At 52.4% G+C, this 17176-nt stretch carries 20 protein-coding genes and 1 other RNA gene; 2 read left to right on the top strand and 19 right to left on the bottom strand.

The features are described 5' to 3' along the window. From AC3WQH_RS10770 to AC3WQH_RS10730, 9 genes are all read right to left on the bottom strand, one after another. Positions 1 to 231, bottom strand: coding sequence for a DUF2508 family protein (locus AC3WQH_RS10770; RefSeq protein ID WP_005830519.1), 231 nt, complete (start codon positions 229 to 231; stop codon positions 1 to 3). Between the two features lie 15 nt (positions 232 to 246). After that, complete coding sequence (locus tag AC3WQH_RS10765) at positions 247 to 1221, bottom strand: CPBP family intramembrane glutamic endopeptidase (protein WP_005830521.1); 975 nt, start codon at positions 1219 to 1221, stop codon at positions 247 to 249. A 59-nt stretch (positions 1222 to 1280) separates the two neighbouring features. Then, positions 1281 to 1769: an SRPBCC family protein gene (locus AC3WQH_RS10760; protein WP_003843412.1), complete on the bottom strand. Its 489-nt coding sequence runs from the start codon at positions 1767 to 1769 to the stop codon at positions 1281 to 1283. 64 nt (positions 1770 to 1833) lie between these two features. Continuing rightward, positions 1834 to 2430 carry a recombination mediator RecR gene (gene recR / locus AC3WQH_RS10755; RefSeq protein WP_005830525.1) on the bottom strand — a complete coding sequence of 199 codons (597 nt, stop codon included), beginning with the start codon at positions 2428 to 2430 and terminating at the stop codon, positions 1834 to 1836. Between the two features lie 28 nt (positions 2431 to 2458). Continuing rightward, positions 2459 to 2770, bottom strand: a complete 312-nt coding sequence (locus tag AC3WQH_RS10750; protein WP_005830527.1) for a YbaB/EbfC family nucleoid-associated protein — start codon at positions 2768 to 2770, stop codon at positions 2459 to 2461. Positions 2771 to 2818: 48 nt separating this feature from the next. Next, complete coding sequence (gene dnaX, locus AC3WQH_RS10745) at positions 2819 to 4528, bottom strand: DNA polymerase III subunit gamma/tau (protein WP_007776318.1); 1710 nt, start codon at positions 4526 to 4528, stop codon at positions 2819 to 2821. 129 nt (positions 4529 to 4657) lie between these two features. Further along, the gene (locus AC3WQH_RS10740; RefSeq protein WP_122952828.1) at positions 4658 to 6088 is read right to left on the bottom strand and encodes a PAS domain-containing sensor histidine kinase; all 1431 of its coding nucleotides are present in this window, start codon (positions 6086 to 6088) and stop codon (positions 4658 to 4660) included. A gap of 230 nt (positions 6089 to 6318) precedes the next feature. Continuing rightward, positions 6319 to 6583, bottom strand: an RNA gene (gene ffs, locus AC3WQH_RS10735) — signal recognition particle sRNA large type. A gap of 55 nt (positions 6584 to 6638) precedes the next feature. Beyond that, complete coding sequence (locus AC3WQH_RS10730) at positions 6639 to 8411, bottom strand: HD domain-containing phosphohydrolase (protein ID WP_025848821.1); 1773 nt, start codon at positions 8409 to 8411, stop codon at positions 6639 to 6641. Between the two features lie 222 nt (positions 8412 to 8633). Here AC3WQH_RS10730 and AC3WQH_RS10725 point away from each other — a divergent pair, with 222 nt between their 5' ends. Next, positions 8634 to 9530, top strand: coding sequence for an EamA family transporter (locus AC3WQH_RS10725; protein WP_025848822.1), 897 nt, complete (start codon positions 8634 to 8636; stop codon positions 9528 to 9530). Positions 9531 to 9581: 51 nt separating this feature from the next. Here AC3WQH_RS10725 and AC3WQH_RS10720 read toward each other — a convergent pair whose 3' ends face one another. After that, positions 9582 to 10238, bottom strand: coding sequence for a DedA family protein (locus AC3WQH_RS10720; RefSeq protein WP_238501184.1), 657 nt, complete (start codon positions 10236 to 10238; stop codon positions 9582 to 9584). 22 nt (positions 10239 to 10260) lie between these two features. Beyond that, positions 10261 to 10848, bottom strand: coding sequence for a class I SAM-dependent methyltransferase (locus tag AC3WQH_RS10715; RefSeq protein WP_026556974.1), 588 nt, complete (start codon positions 10846 to 10848; stop codon positions 10261 to 10263). Between the two features lie 239 nt (positions 10849 to 11087). Here AC3WQH_RS10715 and AC3WQH_RS10710 point away from each other — a divergent pair, with 239 nt between their 5' ends. After that, complete coding sequence (locus AC3WQH_RS10710; protein WP_005830541.1) at positions 11088 to 11396, top strand: DUF4870 domain-containing protein; 309 nt, start codon at positions 11088 to 11090, stop codon at positions 11394 to 11396. Positions 11397 to 11479: 83 nt separating this feature from the next. On the opposite strand, the gene AC3WQH_RS10705 is transcribed toward AC3WQH_RS10710, so the two are convergent. The 8 genes from AC3WQH_RS10705 to AC3WQH_RS10670 form a co-directional block, all read right to left on the bottom strand. Beyond that, positions 11480 to 12115 (bottom strand): NAD(P)-dependent oxidoreductase, encoded by a 636-nt coding sequence (locus tag AC3WQH_RS10705; protein ID WP_005830543.1) that lies wholly within the window; start codon positions 12113 to 12115, stop codon positions 11480 to 11482. A 285-nt stretch (positions 12116 to 12400) separates the two neighbouring features. Then, complete coding sequence (locus AC3WQH_RS10700) at positions 12401 to 12790, bottom strand: rhodanese-like domain-containing protein (protein ID WP_005830545.1); 390 nt, start codon at positions 12788 to 12790, stop codon at positions 12401 to 12403. 21 nt (positions 12791 to 12811) lie between these two features. Beyond that, the gene (locus tag AC3WQH_RS10695) at positions 12812 to 13078 is read right to left on the bottom strand and encodes a metal-sensitive transcriptional regulator (protein WP_005830547.1); all 267 of its coding nucleotides are present in this window, start codon (positions 13076 to 13078) and stop codon (positions 12812 to 12814) included. 110 nt (positions 13079 to 13188) lie between these two features. Next, entirely contained in the window at positions 13189 to 13680 is a 492-nt protein-coding gene (locus tag AC3WQH_RS10690) for a DsrE/DsrF/DrsH-like family protein (RefSeq protein WP_005830548.1), read from the bottom strand. 88 nt (positions 13681 to 13768) lie between these two features. Then, positions 13769 to 14557 carry a sulfite exporter TauE/SafE family protein gene (locus tag AC3WQH_RS10685; RefSeq protein WP_005830550.1) on the bottom strand — a complete coding sequence of 263 codons (789 nt, stop codon included), beginning with the start codon at positions 14555 to 14557 and terminating at the stop codon, positions 13769 to 13771. A 324-nt stretch (positions 14558 to 14881) separates the two neighbouring features. Continuing rightward, positions 14882 to 15106, bottom strand: a complete 225-nt coding sequence (locus AC3WQH_RS10680; RefSeq protein ID WP_005830554.1) for a sulfurtransferase TusA family protein — start codon at positions 15104 to 15106, stop codon at positions 14882 to 14884. A gap of 14 nt (positions 15107 to 15120) precedes the next feature. Then, on the bottom strand, positions 15121 to 16281 hold the full coding sequence (locus AC3WQH_RS10675) for an MBL fold metallo-hydrolase (RefSeq protein ID WP_492332029.1): 1161 nt from the start codon (positions 16279 to 16281) through the stop codon (positions 15121 to 15123). Positions 16282 to 16294: 13 nt separating this feature from the next. After that, positions 16295 to 16882: a sulfurtransferase TusA family protein gene (locus AC3WQH_RS10670; protein WP_005830558.1), complete on the bottom strand. Its 588-nt coding sequence runs from the start codon at positions 16880 to 16882 to the stop codon at positions 16295 to 16297. Positions 16883 to 17176: the final 294 nt, after the last annotated feature.

The raw sequence follows: 17176 nt of genomic DNA, 5'->3' as shown, positions 1-17176 counted from the left end.
CTACGCGTGCTTGCGATGCCGCTCGCGTTTTGCCTGTGCCAGCAAGTACATATACCGCTTTTCCGTTACGTGCAAATAGTAGATGACATCCTCCAAACCGCCATCCGGCTCGCTGACCTCGACGAGATGGCGGGCATGCTGCCAATCCTCACGGGCCTGATTCACGGCTACATCCAGACTTTCGGCATCCCAGTCAATGACAACCCGCTCTTTTTTGCCCCACCTGCTCAACCTGCAGACCCTCCTTTAGTTAAAGTAATACAAAACCCCCGTCATGTTGTTCACCGCGTGCAGCAGCACAGCTCCCCAGATCGACTGGTAGCGGTGCCGGACAAAGCCCAGCAAAAGCCCGATGACAAACAGCGGCGCAAACAACGCCACGTCAATGTGCAAAAGAGCAAACCAGAAGCTACTGAGCACAATGCCTGCCACTGCTCCTACGCGCCGAACCAGATAAGTCTGAATCACACCGCGAAACAAAATTTCCTCTGCGATCGGCACCATGATCCCTATGACCGCAAGCGATGCCAGCGCCGCCAGCAAATCGGTATCCTTCGCCGAAACAATCTCCTTTTCAATCTGCTGCTCTCGCTCCGAAGACAGCGACAGCCCAAGCCAGTCGGCTATCGGATTGGTCACCAGCACGTCCAGCAAAAGCACAATCAGCAGGAACAGCACCAGCAGCAAGACGAGCATTTGCTTGATCCGAACGGGTCGGCACACCCCGATTTCCCCTAGCCGTCCGCGAAACCACAGCGGAATCAGGATGAGCAGAAACAATTGAAAGACAGCCGACTCCAATGTGCCCGCAACCGTTCCGACAGCAAATAGCGAGTCTTCCAGCACGAAACCGTACAAGATCAGCACCGCCGTCTGAAACACGTGCATCCACGCCACGATGTGCACCACGTCGTTGCCTGTCAGCTCGCGATTTCCCCATAGCCACAAGGTCTGCCTGCTTTCACGCGCGAGGCCGTAAATGAAGCCGACGGCTGCGATGACGCTAAGCACCGCGACCCCAAAAACAAGCAGCCCTACCCATGCCTGTGGTTGGTCTGCCGTAGAAGCAATCCACTTGCCGTCCTCTCCGAGACGAAAGCGAATCATGGAAAACTCGGCCGCAAACATCAGCCAATACCCGATAAACAGCATGATCGCCCACGGCGTGGACTTTTGTCGCCCAGCCCAACTCGCAAGCGACGGTCCTGGTCCTGTCAGCATTTCCTCACGCTCCTACTTCAACTCTATGTCTCGTCCACGAAAAAAAGTCCGCCGTCTTCTCACGATTTCTTGCTTTCCTGCTGCAAAGCCCGGGCCTTTGCTTCGGCTGCCTGCTTGATGTACTCGTTTCGCGTGCGCAAAAAACGGGTCATGTACGCCTCAAGCACCAGCCAGTCAAACAGCTTTCCCAAGATGCCAAAAGGAGAGGAATAGTCAAAAGTGTCCAGCATTTTCGTTTCGTTCTCGCCCAGCGGCACGAACTCATGCGTGTGGTGGAAACGCTTGAACGCGCCGGAGACCATTTCATCGACAAAATAACGGGGCGCTTCCATTTCCGTAATCTTGGCAGTCAAATGCTGCTTGATTCCAAAATGGACCGCTTCCCACGTAACCGTCTCGCCCAGGTTGATTAATCCGCTGGTGACCCCGCCGATCGCCTTTTCCCGCGTACTGGCGGTAGACTCCATGTGCAAGTCAATGCTGCGCGCCGCATCAAAGCAAATCTGCTGCGGCGCCTGAATCGTAAACTCCATGCGAATAACAGGCATCGTGCCCCTCCTTGTCGCCTAAACGAAAAAAAGACAGGCAGTTCCCCCGTCTTCTTTTTCACTCTTATAGATCGCGCCTGCCTTCCAACGCTTTGCTCAAGGTAACCTCGTCCGCGTATTCCAGGTCTCCACCCACTGGCAATCCGTGCGCGATTCGCGTCACGCGGATTCCGAACGGCTTGATGAGCCGCGATATGTACATCGCCGTGGCTTCGCCTTCGATGTTCGGATTGGTGGCGAGGATCACTTCCTTCACCTGTTCGTCGCCGAGTCGCTTCAGCAGATCAGGAATGCGGATGTCCTCCGGCCCGATGCCGTCCATCGGAGAAATCGCGCCGTGCAGCACGTGATAGTAGCCCTCGAACTCTTTCGTCTTTTCCATCGCCACGACATCGCGCGGTTCCTGGACGACGCAAATGATCGAGCCATCTCTGCGTTTGTCCCGGCAAATGTGGCACGGATCAAGATCAGTAATGTTGTTGCAGACCGAGCAATAGTGAAGCTGGCGCTTGGCGTTGACCAACGCCTTTGCCAGATCAAGCACGTCGTCTTCTTTCATGTTCAGCACAAAAAAAGCAAGCCGCCCAGCGGTTTTGGGACCGATGCCGGGCAGTTTCATAAAGCCTTCGATCAGCTTGGAGACCGGCTCTGGATAGAACATCGCGAATAACCTCTTTTCCTGCCCGATTTTAGAACAGGCCCGGGATGTTCATGCCTCCGGTGAATTTGCCCATTTCTTTGCCCATCATTTCATCCGCTTTGCGCAGCGCGTCATTCACGGCTGTCAGCACCAGGTCTTGCAGCATTTCCACATCTTCCGGATCAACGACTTCCGGCTTGATGACGATGTCTCTGACTTGCTTGTGTCCATCGGCTTTGACGATTACCGCGCCGCCGCCCGCAGAGCCTTCGACGATTTTGTCTTTCAGCGCTTCCTGCGTTTTTTGCATTTCTTCCTGCATTTTCTTCACTTGCTTCATCATCTGTTGCATTTGCTGCATGTTTTTCATTCAGGTATCCTCCCTATGATTGTCGATTGTTTGGACTGGCTAGTCTTTTACTTCTATGAGTCCTTCCCCTACAAGCTTGATCGCTTCTGCCAGAAACGGATCTTCCTGCTCTGTGGCCGGGCCGTCTTTTTGCGCTGCCGCCTGCTGGTCGATGCCTTGCCATTCTTCCTCCATGACGGACAACAGTTGCAACGGCCTTCCCAGCACAGTAGACATGACTCGCTCCACGACGCCCTTCAGTTCAGGCTCCATGGTTTTATCACAATGGATCGCGCTGGAAAAAGTGACGATCACCGCATCGTTCCCGGCGGCTACAGGCTGACCGTTGACCAGCCACGCCTGATACTGGATTTTGATCTTTTTCAGCTCGGTTAAAATCTGGCTCCACTGCCCCCGAACCTGTCTGGTCAAATTCTCATCCAGCGCCTTGGCTACTTCCCTGACGCGATTGAGCGGTGTTCGCGAACCGCCGCCTGCGGCTGCTACCACGCGTCTCGGCTCGCTTTTGCGCGGCTCCTCGGACTTTTGCTGGCCGGGCAAGCTGACTTGGCCTTGCAGCACCTGATTCAGCCGCTGCTCCAAAGTACTGAGCCGTGTCGCCATAACGGTCAGTTCCTCGTTGCCGACCGCTGGCGCCGTTCCGCTTGTCGCCGCCGCTACCTGGGCGTTTGGCTGGCACAGCTTCACCAGTGTCAGCTCCACCAGCACCCGCGCATACGTCGACCATTTCAACTGGGACAGCGCCTGGTTGCACGTCTCGATCGTCGCATACAGGGCTGGCAAAGAATACAGCTTGGCAACCTCCTGGAACTGGTCGTCGATCATGGTTCGCTCCACAATCTCCTCCAGTTGCGGCGCTGTTTTCAGCAACAGCATGTCGCGGTAATAGTAGAGAAAATCGTGCAAGAACTGCTCCGGGTCTTTTCCTTGCACCATTACCCGATCGAATTGTTCCATCACCTGCGCGACATCGTTTTGGGCAATATATCTCGCGAGGACGGAAAAATACGATTGGGCCACCGTACCCGTGATCTGCATGATATCGCTGGCGCGCACCTGATCCTTGCTGTAGCTGATCGCCTGGTCCAGCAAGCTCAGCGCGTCACGCGCCCCGCCCTCCGCCATCTTCGCCACGAGCTGCAAGGCCTGTTCTTCGACCTGCACTCCTTGCGACTGACAAATCCGCTGCAGCAGATTGACCATCACCTTTAACGGAATCCGGTGAAAATCGAAGCGCTGGCAACGGGAGATAATCGTTGCCGGCAGCTTGTGCGGCTCTGTCGTGGCCAAAATAAAGATGACGTGGGAAGGCGGCTCCTCCAGCGTTTTCAACAGGGCGTTGAATGCCTCTGTCGTCAGCATATGCACCTCGTCAATGATGTACACCTTGTACTTGACGTCGCTCGGAGCAAACTTCACCTTATCGCGAATGTCCCGGATTTCCTCGACCCCGCGGTTGGAGGCGGCGTCGATCTCCAGCACATCAGTTACCGAACCATTGGAAATCGCTTTGCATGTCTCACATTGATTGCACGGCTCGCCATCAATCGGCTGCTCGCAGTTCACTGCCTTGGCCATAATTTTGGCCGCACTTGTCTTTCCCGTACCTCGGGGACCGTTGAACAAATAAGCATGAGAAAGCCTATTTTCGCGTAAAGCATTACGCAAGGTTATCGTCACATGTTCTTGTCCGACTACATCCTGAAACGTCTGCGGCCGGTATACGCGGTATAGCGCGGTATAAGCCATGTTCGTGTGACACTCCCCATCTGCACAGTCCTCTTCCATATCCTATTCATTATACACGATTGGTACCGTTCATACAAAGAAAACGCCCCGTTCACAAGTGTGCGGGACGCTTTTGTCGAGACTGGACCTTTACAGATACGGCAGCATGATGTGGAAGGTCGTCCCGTACCCTTTGGACGACACGCGAATCTGGCCGCCGATGTCGTGGATGATTTTTTGACAGACAGACAAGCCAAGCCCTGTCCCTTCTTCTTTTGTCGTAAAAAACGGATCGAAAATCTTGTCGATAATGTAGAGCGGAATACCCGGCCCTGTATCGTGGATGTCGATGCTCATCTTGTCTCCGTCCTGGTCGAGATGATGGGAAATTTGCAAAGTTCCCTGCTCGCCCATCGCTTCGATTCCGTTTTTGCATATGTTGATGAATACTTGCTTCAGCAGCTCGGTATCGCCCACTACCATCGGAAGCTTGCCGCGAGAGGTGAACCGAACTTCGATTCCGTACAGGAGTGCCTGCGATTCGACAATCGGCATGATTTCATCAAAAACCGTATTGAGGTCGACCATGGCATATTGAATATCACGCGGCTTGCTCAGGAGCAAAAACTCGCTGACCAGCGAATTGATCCGATTGATTTCCGTCAGCATAATTTCCGTATAAGTCTTTTCCCGATCCATGCCGCTGTCGGTAAAAGACTTGAGAAACATCTGCAAAAACCCTTTGATGGAGGTCAGCGGATTGCGAATTTCATGGGCCGTGCCAGCGGCAATCTGCCCGATCATCGCCAACCGCTCGTTCCGCTCGATTTTTTGCTCAAAAGAACGCAGGTTGGTAATGTCTTTAAACAGGATAAAAGCTCCGACCGTTTTGCCCGACTCGTCCTGCAGCGTATTGGCGTCGACGATCAGCTCATAGCGCTGATTGTCATTCGTCCAGGACGTCGCGACGTTTTGCAGCTTCACGCCTTCCAGAAGCTCTTTTTTAATCAGCCGATGCGGCTCCGGAATCCCGCTGAATACTTCATCCACGTGCTTGTTGATGACATTGAGCCGCTCCATGCCCAAAAGCTTGCAGGCTGTCTGACTGGCCTCGACAATGCGCGAACGCTCATCGAGAATAAACAGCCCTATGCTCGTATCGTAGGTCAGCTTGGTCATGAGCCGCTGAGACAAGACCTGATCGGTTTCTTTAGCCAATTGGTAAAAATGAACCAAGTACAAGGGATTCTCTGCTTGCTGAACCAGTATCATCACAGGCGTTTTCCTGCTTTTCCCCTGTTTGTCACGCCATTCTACTTCCACATTCGCTCCCCTCTCCTCTTCTCTTTGCAAAAGCTCCTCGTACATCTGCTCCATGGAGCCCTGATAAGGGAGGATGGTCGCTACGGGTTGCTTGATAAGCTGATCGCGTGAATATCCGGTAACACGAAGCAGTTGTTCGTTTACTTCCACGATACTACCCGATTGATTCACCAATAAAACGGCAGTAGGCAGTTGATGCATGAACCGCTGCAATCGTCCGGACGAGCCAACGAGATGTAACGAAAAAGGTGCACTCACAGCTTGTCCCTCCTGGCCTATGACGTACTTCATGAGCAAAGAAACCCACGTCATTTCTCAACTATTATGAAACTTCGTGAAAAAAAGCTCAACACCTGCCCTCCAAGGCAAACCTCTCCAGAGAAATGTTTCGCTAGTTATCGTCAAATTCCAACAAAAAATATATGGATCGGCAAATAAAAATAGCATGCTTCCCGCAGGAAACATGCTATTGAACGTTCGTATAGGTACCGTGCACCTATCTTCGATAATTCTTATCCAAGCGTTACTCATGGTAGCAGCTCAGAGCAGGCTACCCTGCGGCACACGCGATGATCCACTTATGGCTGCTTCCTTCCGGACCTGACCAGGTTCATGGGTTCGCGTTGCACAGGACCCGCTCCTCAACACCGCCGCCATAAGGCAGCCTCACATAAGAAAACCTAGGATAGGAATTCAACCCTGCTATTGCGGATTGCAGGTTACAGGGCACCGCAACCTCCCCGTCTAGCACGGTACGATTAGAATACCAAAGATACGAGCCGATAGCAAGGTGAAAAGCCATCCAATACTAGGTAGCGGCTTTTTCCTTGACAATACTGTCACTGTTTTCGGTCGGCTGTGGCACCTGAATGGCGCCGCTCAAATACGCCCTTTGAAAAATGGCGACGATCTCCGGATCAAACTGGGTTCCTTTGCAGCGCATGATTTCCTCGTACGCCTCTTTTCCCGACATGGCATTGCGGTAGGAACGGGTGGAGGTCATGGCATCAAACGTATCGGCGACTGCCAGTATTCGGCCGATCAGGGGAATATTTTCTCCCTTCAACTGGTACGGATAGCCTTTTCCGTCCCAGCGCTCATGATGGTGCCTGATGCCCGGACTGACATGAGCCAGGCTCTCTATCTGCTCCACGATATCGGCCCCAATCGACGGATGCCGCTTCATAAATTCGTATTCCTCGTAGGTGAGCTTGCCCGTTTTCAGCAGCACGTGATCGGGAATCGCCACTTTGCCAATATCGTGCATCAGACCGGCATAGCGCAAATCATCACGGGTAAATCCAAGCTGCTCCTTGTCCAGCATTTGATCGTAAATAATGAGTGCGTACTGGGTCACCCTCTCTGTGTGCCCGGCTGTATAAGGGTCCTTCATCTCCACCGCCAAGTAAAAGCTGCGGACAATCTGATCGAGCCCTTTTTGGGAGTATTCCCGCTCCCGTTCGATCAGCGACTGTATCTGGGCCGCCATCATGTTGAACTTCTTTTCCAAAAACGTGATCTCGCGCATGCCTTCAATCGGTACGCGTATGGAAAAGTCGCCCTTTAACAAAGCATCGGTTGCGTCAACCAGCGTGTAGATCGGCTTGCTAATCCAGCGGGAAATGCGGTGGGCCACATAACCGGAGAAGATGACCACGAGACAGATCGTGAACCACAAAATGAATTTCATCCGTTCCAGCCGATTGGCGATATCCTGGTCGGGCAGCCATTCCACATAGGTGATCCCGCTCGTTGGCGACGTCTGATGGTACGCGTACACACTCTCGTTGCGAAGGTGGACAGCAAACACTTTTTTCTCCTCGGATTCGAGCAAGTGCTTGCTCAGGCTTCCGTACTCGGGCGCTACGGAAACGTTTTTCCCGATCAGCTCCATATCCGGGTGAACCAATATTTTCCCGGAAGGCATCAGCACCATCAGGTTGTTGTACTTGGCGATCGGGCTGTTGTTCACCCAACTGGCCAGCTCGTCTAGCTTGATCTCAACGAACAAGAGTCCTGACACCTCTTCGCTGTGGCCTTCCACGCGCTGCGAAACAAACAGCGATTTCGGGTTCCCTTGTTCATCTGTGCGGCTGAGCAGCCAAATCTGGCTCTCTCCGGTCCCCCACGCCTCTTTTTTCAACTCCGACGGCTGTCGCTTCTCCTCCCAGCCATCCTCCGGCTGCAAGGAAATGACTTGCTTATCATCGCGCACAAAATGTACGTTGCGGATCAGATTGCGAAAGTATGTAAAATTTTCGAAGGCATCCCGTACCTTGCTTCGTTGAGCTTCCCGATCGCTTGCGGCGAGAGGGTCCTCCAGTCGATTCTCCTGAGACTTGGGTATTGACATTCGCAAGACCGGATCGTTTGCCAACTGATTCGTGTCGTGTTGGATCGTCTGAAAAATCGTGTTCAGCCGCCTGTCAACAGAATCGAGATGCCCCCCGATGCTCGTTTCGTATTGCTCAAAAACTGCCTTCTGGGCTTCCTTGTAGAAGAGAAAACAGATGAGCAGGATGGGGAACAGGCTCAGCAATAAAAAGGTTGCAAATAATCGGTCTTTCAACTTCAATAACACAAGCCTCCCCCTTTTTCTTCTGGTTGATCGCGCTCACAAAGCTATACCTTCTGCTGTTGGGTATGCTTATTTTGCGTCCTTATCCCTATTACCGCGTTAGCACGAAACGTAAACCTTTAATTTACCAGATTTGGCTTCTTTTCTTCACACAAATAGACAAAGCTGTCTCATGCATATTATCCTAGCTAAGAATTACTGTCTAATAGTAAGGAGATCCATCCCATGCGATATATTTTTCTTGTTTTTCTGGGGGCATGCAGCTACGGCATTTTGTCGACAATCGTCAAGCTTGCCTACGGTCAAGGGTATTCCCCGGCAGAAGTCATCGGCGGCCAGATGTTCTTCGGCTTCGTCCTCACCTGGATACCCGCTCTCTTTTTCCTGCGGACAAAACCGGGAAAAAAACAACTGCTGCTTCTGGTCGGCGTCGGCTTGGCTGTCGGCTCCACGGGCATTTTGTACTACAATGCCTTGCGCTTCATTCCGGCCTCGATTGCGATCGTCCTGCTGTTTCAGTTCACCTGGATGGGAGTGCTGGCCGAGGCGATTTTGACCAAGCGGATTCCGGATAAGCCCACGCTATTTTCGCTTGTCCTGCTGCTGTTCGGAACATTGCTTGCCGGCGGAGTATGGGAAACAGGCGGAATCGCCCAATTTCACATCATGGGTGTGGTGCTCGGACTGCTGTCTGCCGTCTCCTACACGCTGTTTTTGCTGTTCAGCGGCAAAGCTGCGGTCAGCGTCAATCTATGGGTGCGCAGCGCGAGCATGTCTACCGGGTCGTTTTTGCTGGCGGCGCTCGTCTACACGCCTGTGTTTCTCTGGAACGGCTCGCTTTTGGACGGATTATTTCCGTACGTATTTTTACTGGCCCTTTTCGGCATCTTCATTCCGACAGTCTGCTTCAACTTCGGCATTCCGCATACCGGACCGGGGATGGCTGCGATCCTCGGTGCGGCCGAGCTGCCTATGGCAGTATTTTCTTCGTACATCATCCTGCATGAGTCCGTATCGGCGCTGCAGGTGGCAGGCGTCGCCGTCATCCTGCTCGGAATCGTGCTCCCGGAGTGGCTGCGCCAGCGCCAAAGGCAAAAACAGCGCAGTTCCTCCCTCCGCTGAATACGCAAAAAACCCATCCTGTGCAGAAAAATCTGCGCGGGATGGGTTTCTTTATTCGGTTCCTTCGCGTTTTACCGTCAGCGAGGCCGCACCTGGAGCCTGGCTCCTTTGTCTTTTCCATAGCGAATATCCGTAATAGCTGATGGCAGCCAAAATAAGCAGACCTGCCGCTGCCACGATCATCGTTTGATTGAACATGCCCACAAATGCGTTGAGATGCTCGACGTTGTTGCCCATCAGGTTGCCGGCGAAAAACAAAACCAGCGTCCAGACAAGTCCCGTCGTGTAGGAAAACAGGGCGTAACGGCGGAACGTCATTTTTCCGATGCCCACCAAATACGGCACCACATGCCGGACGACAGGCAAAAAGTAGCTGATGCACAAGGCGTAGCTGCCGTAACGGTCCAGCAGCACCTGCGCCCGGTCCACGTACTTGTGCATCCCTTTTTTCTTGCCGATCCAGTTCAGCGCCGGAGCGCCGAGCCATCTCCCCAGCACGTATCCGAGCGACAGACCGGAGACAACCCCCAGATAGGTCGCTACAAAAGCCGGAAACACATTCAAGATTCCGAGCGAGGTCAATACGCCCGCCGACAGCACAATCACTTCATCCGGAATCGGCATTCCGACAATCCCTAGCCATAACATGAAAAAAAGGGCAAAATAGCCAAACTGACCAACCGATTCGGTCAGCATCTCCACAATCATCGCTTGTCCTCCTATCCGGCTGCTACTCGTGCCCTTTGCGGCAGACGTAGACAAATGCCGGCGGCAGATTGAGCGGAACGAGCTTCACGGTCATGTTTTCAAACACGCTGGACAGTTGCTTTTTCATCTGGAGCGAATATTGAAAGGTGACAAATACCCCGCCCGGCTTCAACGCAGCATATACTTCATCCATAATTTGATCGCGCAGCTCCTGCGGGAAGTTGGCAAACGGCAGCCCCGACACAATACAGTCAGCCTTGCCCAAACCGGCTTCACCCAGCACGCGGGTCAGATCGACCGCATCTTCATGAAAAAGCACGTTGGGGAATTGCTGCTCTAGCTTTTCGCGCATTTTGTTTTCTTTTTCAAAGGAAACCAGTGTCGCCTCCGGCCGCTTCATCTGCTCGATCCAGGTAGTAAAAATCCCTGTACCCGCGCCCAGCTCTACAATCGTATGGGCCTGGCTCCAGTCAATCGGCTTCATCATCTGCTTTGCCAACGCTCGGGAGCTAGGTGTAATGCTACCTACTTGCCCGGGTGACTGTAAAAAATTATAGAAAAACATCAGCCGGTCCTTGATGCTAACCGGATGATGACAATCGATCATCATGTAAGACGCTCCCTTCGTCGTTTCCTTACCTCTCATCATATCCAGAAAACATTTAGAATTATCTTTCCAAAAACGAAAGATTTTCTTAATACTATAACAGTAAACGTTTGGAAATCAAAACGCCTCCGTCTGGGGTCGGAGTTACAGATCACGCTTTTGATGGTTACGATCGGATCGACATGTGCGTTACAATAAGGTCAACAAGATCATTCGTCACACAAGACGAGGAGGACTATTCCATGGATTATAGAGGGGTAAAAGCAATCACTCACGCCAGCGCATTTTTCGCACCGTTTCTGGTGCCCATCGTCGTCTGGGTGCTCATGCAAGAACGCGACGCGAAAAATATGGCTCTCCAAGCCTTGCTGTTCCATCTGTTCATGAGTATTCTCATCAGCATTTCCTGGGTTCTCTCCTTCGTGCTGATCGGGATTCCGTTTTTGATCGTGTTTGGCTTGATGGCGATTTACTACCCGATCAAAGGGATCATCTATTCGTTGCAAGGCCGACCGTTCCGTTACCCGGTCATCGGTTCGATCGTGGGGTAAGCCTAGTCCGTGTCAAACGCAAAAATGCCAGCGCCCGTCTTAGGGTCGCTGGTCTTTTTGCTGTGCTGCCTGCTTGTCTTTTATTATTTGGAACCGACTGTGAAACGTTGGTTCAGATGCTGCGGATTTTCGATTTCATCGAGTACCGCAATCGCGTAGTCCGCGTAGCTCACATAGCTTTGTCCGCTGCTGTTGACCAGCAGGTGGTCTTTTCCGAGCTGGTACGTGCCTGTTCGCTCGCCCTCAGGATCGAAGAAGGCGGAAGGACTGATGAAGGTCCATTGAATCCCTTCCGTTGCTTGCAGGATGCGAAGGTTCTCTCCCTGATTTTGCGCAGTCGCCAGGTACGCCTCTGGAAAATCAGGCGCTTCCATCACGCGCGTCGTTTTCGCTTCGTCGACGAACAAGCTGCCTGCGCCGCCAACTACGAGCAAGCGAGTCGCCGGAGCGCCCTTCATCGCTTCGATCAAAACATTGCCAGCCTCGACATGAAGATGTTCTTTGCCAGCAGGAGCGCCGAACGCGTTCACCACTGCGTCAAAGTCCTTCAAGTCTGCTGCTGTCAGCGCGAAAATATCTTTTTCCACAACGGCTGCTTTTGGCTCGTCGATTTTGGACGCGTCACGGACGATCGCCGTTACTTCATGCCCGCGATCCAATGCTTCCTTCATAATCAGCTTACCAGCTTTACCGCTTGCGCCTACAATTGCAATTTTCATCGTTTTGTTCCCTCCATCGAAATAGAATGAGTGGTCATGCGTGCGAATATAAGCGATTGGCCGCTTTTTGTTGTAACTAAAACAGTTACAGCGTGCACAAAAAAATTTGCGGCCTGGACTTGCTCGTCTTGTTGTAATCATTTTAGTTACAACAAAATCATCTGTCAATACTGTTTTTTCCCGCCTGTATGCAAAAGCATCTGCTTTACCCGGAAATGCGGCTGCTGAATGTTGCTTACAGCCTCACTTTTTGCCCGGATGCGGCAGATGCCCTGATTCGTAGCGTCACTTTTGTTTTGTCGGCCCCTGCCAGGTAATCAGCCCGCCCTGGAGGTGCGCCATTTGCGTAAAGCCGTGTTTCTTCAAAATTTTTGCCGCCTGCTTGCTGCGCAGCCCGCTGCGGCAGTAGAGGAGAATGTCGTTTTTCGGAGAAATCTCCTTCACTCTGTTGTTCAACTGGGAGAGGGGAATATTAACAGCCGTAGGGATGTGCCCGTTTTTAAATTCATGCGGCTCGCGCACATCAATCAGCATCACTCTGCTTTTTTGGTTTACCCGTTCCTTGAATTGCTCTGCCCGCAAATTTTCCAGCCCTTTGACGGGCATGAAGCGGGAGATCAAATACCAGGTTGTCAAAGCATACGCGATAATAAGCAAAATCGTCGTGAAGTCCATGTGAACATCCTTCCTAATGAATTAGCGACTTTTCACCAAAAGCTCAACCGCTTCTTTTACCATCTTGCTCGTGTCGCCGCCGTTCGCCTGCTCCTCCAGCAGACAGCGCTGCAAGTTCTCTGCTACGATCTGCGCGATGGCCTTGTCAGACGCGTTGCGGACTGCAGACAACTGAGCGACTACTTCCTTGCAGCTTTTCTGCTCGTCCATCATTTTCAACACGCCGCGGATTTGTCCTTCAATTTTGCGCAAACGTCTTTTGATATCGTCACCGTAGTTGTAATCCATGTGAAGTCCTCCTCCTGTTTTTAGGATCGCGGATACATATACAGGTATCTTATGCGAAAAGCAGGCTTTGTCAAGCGAGCGCGCATGCTTTGTCCCTTCGAATTGTCCGTTCAAATAAACAGATTGACTTTTGCCTGTGTCGCATCGCCCAGGTAGGCTGCCACGCCCGCGTACTCCATCCCGTCGATCAGCTCCTCCTGCTTCAACCCCAACAGGTCCATCGTCATCGTGCAGGCGACCAGCTTGACTCCTTGCTCCTGTGCAAGCTCAATGAGCTGGGGCAGCGTCAGGGCGTTGTGCTTTTTCATGACATGCTTAATCATTTCCGGGCCCATCCCGAGCATATTCATTTTGGACAGCCCCAGCTTCTTCGCCCCTCTCGGCATCATCCAGCCAAACATTTTCTCCAAAAAGCCCTTTTTGACCTTGACGATCTCGTTCTTGCGCATCGTGTTCAAGCCCCAGAAGGTAAAGAAAATCGTCACGTCGTGGTCGTAGGCGGCTGCCCCGTTTGCGATGATAAACGCTGCGATCGCTTTGTCCAAATCGCCGCTGAACAGAACAATCGTCGTTTTTTCTTTCTGGTTTTGGTTTTCCATCATTGCAGAATCCTCCCTTATACTATTACTCCTATAGGTATTCAAACGGACAAAAAGAAGCTTCCTTAAAAAGAAAGACCTCTTCTTCGCGTTACAAAATATCGCTCCAAACCTTGATGGCCGTCGCAGCAATCAGCACGATCAAGCCATAGCGCAAATATTTGACGTCCATATTGGCGCTGACCATACTGCCAAGCGGCGCTCCGAGGATGCTGCCAATGACCGTGAACAACACCGGAAGCAACGGGATGTGCCCCGCGTACAGCTTGCCTGCGACACCACCGATGGCAGATATGAATACGATAGCCAGTGACGAAGCGATGGTGACGCGTGTAGGAATCTTGAGAACCGTCAGCATGATCGGAATGAGGATGAAGGCGCCGCCCGCTCCCACAATTCCGGAGACAATTCCCACGACGAAGGCTGCCGGAATCGCTACGGCGCGATTGTATTCGATCTCATCCGCTTGCTCTTGCGTCCCCTTGTTCTTTTTCAGCATCAAAATGACGGCGACGACAGCCAAAATCCCGTACACCAGGTTGATACTGTCGCCTGACATGTACTTGGAAGTCAGGCCGCCCAGGAGGCTTCCGACCAAAATGCTGATTCCCATGTCTCTGACAAGTCCTTTGTGCACCAGAGGCGAGCCTTTGCCGTTGCGCTTGCGAAAAGCAATAACCCCGGACAGGGACGCGAAAAACACCTGGAACATCGAGATGGACGATACCTCCTGCGCGGAGAAATGAGCGAGTCCAAGCCCTGCCGGAACGAACAGAAGCAATGGATAGTTGATGATCGCTCCGCCAATCCCCAGCATCCCGGAGAAAAAGGAACCGACAAAGCCAAGAGTAATCATGAGTAAAAACAGCAAGATGTCCATAAGTCCTCCCCGCATTCCACGCAAAAATGACACGGGAATGCCCTAGCCACTTTTCAAATGCTCACTCGTCAGGTAAAATAAAACCAAGTAAATAACTGTGATTAAGGTGATATAAATGGTCCGTTATTTAAAAACCATTTTTCAGCATCGCTGCCCCACTTGCAAAGAACCGCTGCGCTCCCAGCGCAACCACCTGCTTTGCGAAAAAATTTGCCCCAACGGCCATTTTCGCGAGGAAGTCTACCCTCACCTCGGCGTTCGCATTGTCTATGAAAATAAGGACTAAGCGAACACTTCTTGCGCGTGCCCGCTTAGTCTTTTCGCTTACAGCTTTTTCACCAAAAACTTGTACACCCCGTTCTCTACTTCATGAGCCACCAGCTCGTTATTGGTCTGCTTCACCCATGCGGTAAAGTCCTGGAGCGATCCTTTGTCCGTCGAAAGCACTTCCATGGTTTGCCCCGGCTTCAGCGTATCGAGCGCCTTTTTCGCTCTCACAATCGGCATTGGGCAAGCGAGACCTTTTGTATCTACAACGATATCTGCCATGTCTGTTTTCCCCCTTATTTATCGTGAACGGCGCAACGATTCGGCCCCGTTTCCATCTCGCGCTGCTCTTCTTCGTCCGGCTGCAATCTGCCCATGTTGACTTGACGGATTTCCTGATAGGCGTTAGGCTGCGGCGGCAACTGCTCGGTAACGACGCGCCGGAACTCGGCTTCATTCGCAATGTTCAAGCCTGGATTGTCTCGGTACAAATCGCCCAAGCGCGCTGATACGACTCCATCCGGCCCCAGCTCGACATAGCTGCCAAAATGAGCGGGCAAAACCAGCAGCTCTTTGGACAGCCCTTGATAACGATTATACAAGGTGTCGCGCAGGTCTCCTACCCAATCTTGCGCTTTGCCAGCCAAATCGGGCCGCCCGATTGATGCCACGAACAAAATGTCGCCTGTGAGAAAGTACGTGTCGTCTACAAGCAAGGACGTGCTGCCGATTGTATGTCCCGGGGAATAGATCGGCAAAATCGAGATGCTGGTCGTACCAACCTGGATGACCTTGCCTTCCTCCAGCTTTTCGTATGCAAACGTGACTTCCTCCGCGTCTTTTTCCGGGAGCCAGTACGTAGCGCCTGCGCTTTCCGCCAGCTTCCTGCCGCCTGATATATGGTCGGCGTGCAAATGCGTGTCAATCGTATGGGTAATGGTCAGGTTGCGCTCTTTGGCAAACGCTTCATAGACGCCTGTCATGCGCACGGAATCGACAATGGCTGCTTCCTGGCCTGAGACGATCATGTAGGACAGGCACCCTTTTCCGATGCGGACAAATTGATAAATTTCCCCGCCATCGCGCAAGTCGCCCACTTTGACAGGCTCCAGATGTTCGCTCCACTCCTTCATCCCGCCTTGCAGGTAGTACACGTCACGCAGTCCCGCTTCCGCCAGTTGCTCCGCCACGAAAACGGACGAGCCTTCCTTGGCGCAGACCACGAGTATTTTTTGATTCGCCGGGAGCTTGCCGACGATCTCTTCCACTCCGTCCATCATCTCGAAATACGGGGCATTGATGCTCTCGACCCGGTGGCCTTCGATGCGCCAGTTTTCATAATCCTCTCTGTTGCGCACGTCGAGAATGAATAGCTCCTCCTGCGCAAAAAGCAGCCGGGTCAATTCGTGCGCGGTCATTTTTTTCACTTTTGTTTGTTGGTGTTGCAGGTTGCTCATGCCAATCTCCCCCTCACTGGTTTTCTACCGGGCCACCCCAACCAGCCATGCCCGGAACGACGTTTTTGACACGGGAAAAGCCTTTGCCCGCAAGCAACTGGCACGCCAGATCGCTGCGGTTGCCAGAACGGCAGATGACAAACATGTCGCGGTCCGTCGGCAGCTCATCGAGATGCTGCTCCAATACCCCTAGGGGTATTGATTTGGCCGCAGGAATCCGTTGGAACGCGTATTCGGCAGGTTCACGCACGTCTATCAGCAGAAACGGTTCCGGGGATTGCAGCCTGGCTTGCAGCTCTTCGTTCGTGATCGTGTGCGGGTATTTCGTCTCTGCCTTCGTCTCCTGGGGACTGGCTTTTCTGAGAAAATGCCTCATAACATCACCCTCCTGGATCGAACCTAAATAGTGGTGCCCGGTATTGTTTGCCCAGCCCTTCATGTCAGCGAGCGAACCTTTGTCAGTAGCTTGCACCTCAATGACCTGGCCTGGAGCGATTTGTTCCATCGCTTTTTTGGTGCGGACGACAGGCATCGGGCAAGCCAGCCCTTTGCAGTCCAAAACCTTATCGACAGAAAAATTCGGTCGTGCTTGTGCAGACATGCTGTGTTTCCTCCTTGCGTTTTGAATGGGGTTTTTGGTTGAAAGACAGGTTTCGGTTTACAGCGTCTGTTTTATACATATACCCCTATGGGTATTATAATATGTGCAGAGGTTTTCTTTGTCAACAGGGATTCGCTTTGTTTTTGGCAAGGGGGTGTTGTCCGGTGCAAGGGTGACAGGTGACGGCTGGCGGGCTGTTGCTGGCGGCTGTCACGAATCCGTCCATTCCGGCATTTTGTTGATTTGTCTGCGGAGGAAACGGATGTGTACGTGGTAGACAAACAGTTTGCGTGA

Source organism: Brevibacillus sp. FW301-21C12A (genome assembly GCF_058788915.1).
The sequence above is the reverse complement of the archived record's forward strand: the minus strand, read 5'-3'. Positions and strand labels throughout refer to the sequence as shown.

Coding starts and splice junctions, on each gene's coding strand:
- AC3WQH_RS10670 (WP_005830558.1), bottom strand. CDS start 16,882: ATGTCTGCACAAGCACGACCGAATTTTTCTGTCGATAAGGTTTTGGAC.
- AC3WQH_RS10765 (WP_005830521.1), bottom strand. CDS start 1,221: ATGCTGACAGGACCAGGACCGTCGCTTGCGAGTTGGGCTGGGCGACAA.
- AC3WQH_RS10690 (WP_005830548.1), bottom strand. CDS start 13,680: ATGATGGAAAACCAAAACCAGAAAGAAAAAACGACGATTGTTCTGTTC.
- AC3WQH_RS10725 (WP_025848822.1), top strand. CDS start 8,634: ATGCGATATATTTTTCTTGTTTTTCTGGGGGCATGCAGCTACGGCATT.
- AC3WQH_RS10720 (WP_238501184.1), bottom strand. CDS start 10,238: ATGATTGTGGAGATGCTGACCGAATCGGTTGGTCAGTTTGGCTATTTT.
- recR (WP_005830525.1), bottom strand. CDS start 2,430: ATGTTCTATCCAGAGCCGGTCTCCAAGCTGATCGAAGGCTTTATGAAA.
- AC3WQH_RS10685 (WP_005830550.1), bottom strand. CDS start 14,557: ATGGACATCTTGCTGTTTTTACTCATGATTACTCTTGGCTTTGTCGGT.
- AC3WQH_RS10675 (WP_492332029.1), bottom strand. CDS start 16,281: ATGAGCAACCTGCAACACCAACAAACAAAAGTGAAAAAAATGACCGCG.
- AC3WQH_RS10705 (WP_005830543.1), bottom strand. CDS start 12,115: ATGAAAATTGCAATTGTAGGCGCAAGCGGTAAAGCTGGTAAGCTGATT.
- dnaX (WP_007776318.1), bottom strand. CDS start 4,528: ATGGCTTATACCGCGCTATACCGCGTATACCGGCCGCAGACGTTTCAG.
- AC3WQH_RS10710 (WP_005830541.1), top strand. CDS start 11,088: ATGGATTATAGAGGGGTAAAAGCAATCACTCACGCCAGCGCATTTTTC.
- AC3WQH_RS10700 (WP_005830545.1), bottom strand. CDS start 12,790: ATGGACTTCACGACGATTTTGCTTATTATCGCGTATGCTTTGACAACC.
- AC3WQH_RS10715 (WP_026556974.1), bottom strand. CDS start 10,848: ATGATGATCGATTGTCATCATCCGGTTAGCATCAAGGACCGGCTGATG.
- AC3WQH_RS10680 (WP_005830554.1), bottom strand. CDS start 15,106: ATGGCAGATATCGTTGTAGATACAAAAGGTCTCGCTTGCCCAATGCCG.
- AC3WQH_RS10695 (WP_005830547.1), bottom strand. CDS start 13,078: ATGGATTACAACTACGGTGACGATATCAAAAGACGTTTGCGCAAAATT.
- AC3WQH_RS10750 (WP_005830527.1), bottom strand. CDS start 2,770: ATGCAGCAAATGCAACAGATGATGAAGCAAGTGAAGAAAATGCAGGAA.
- AC3WQH_RS10760 (WP_003843412.1), bottom strand. CDS start 1,769: ATGCCTGTTATTCGCATGGAGTTTACGATTCAGGCGCCGCAGCAGATT.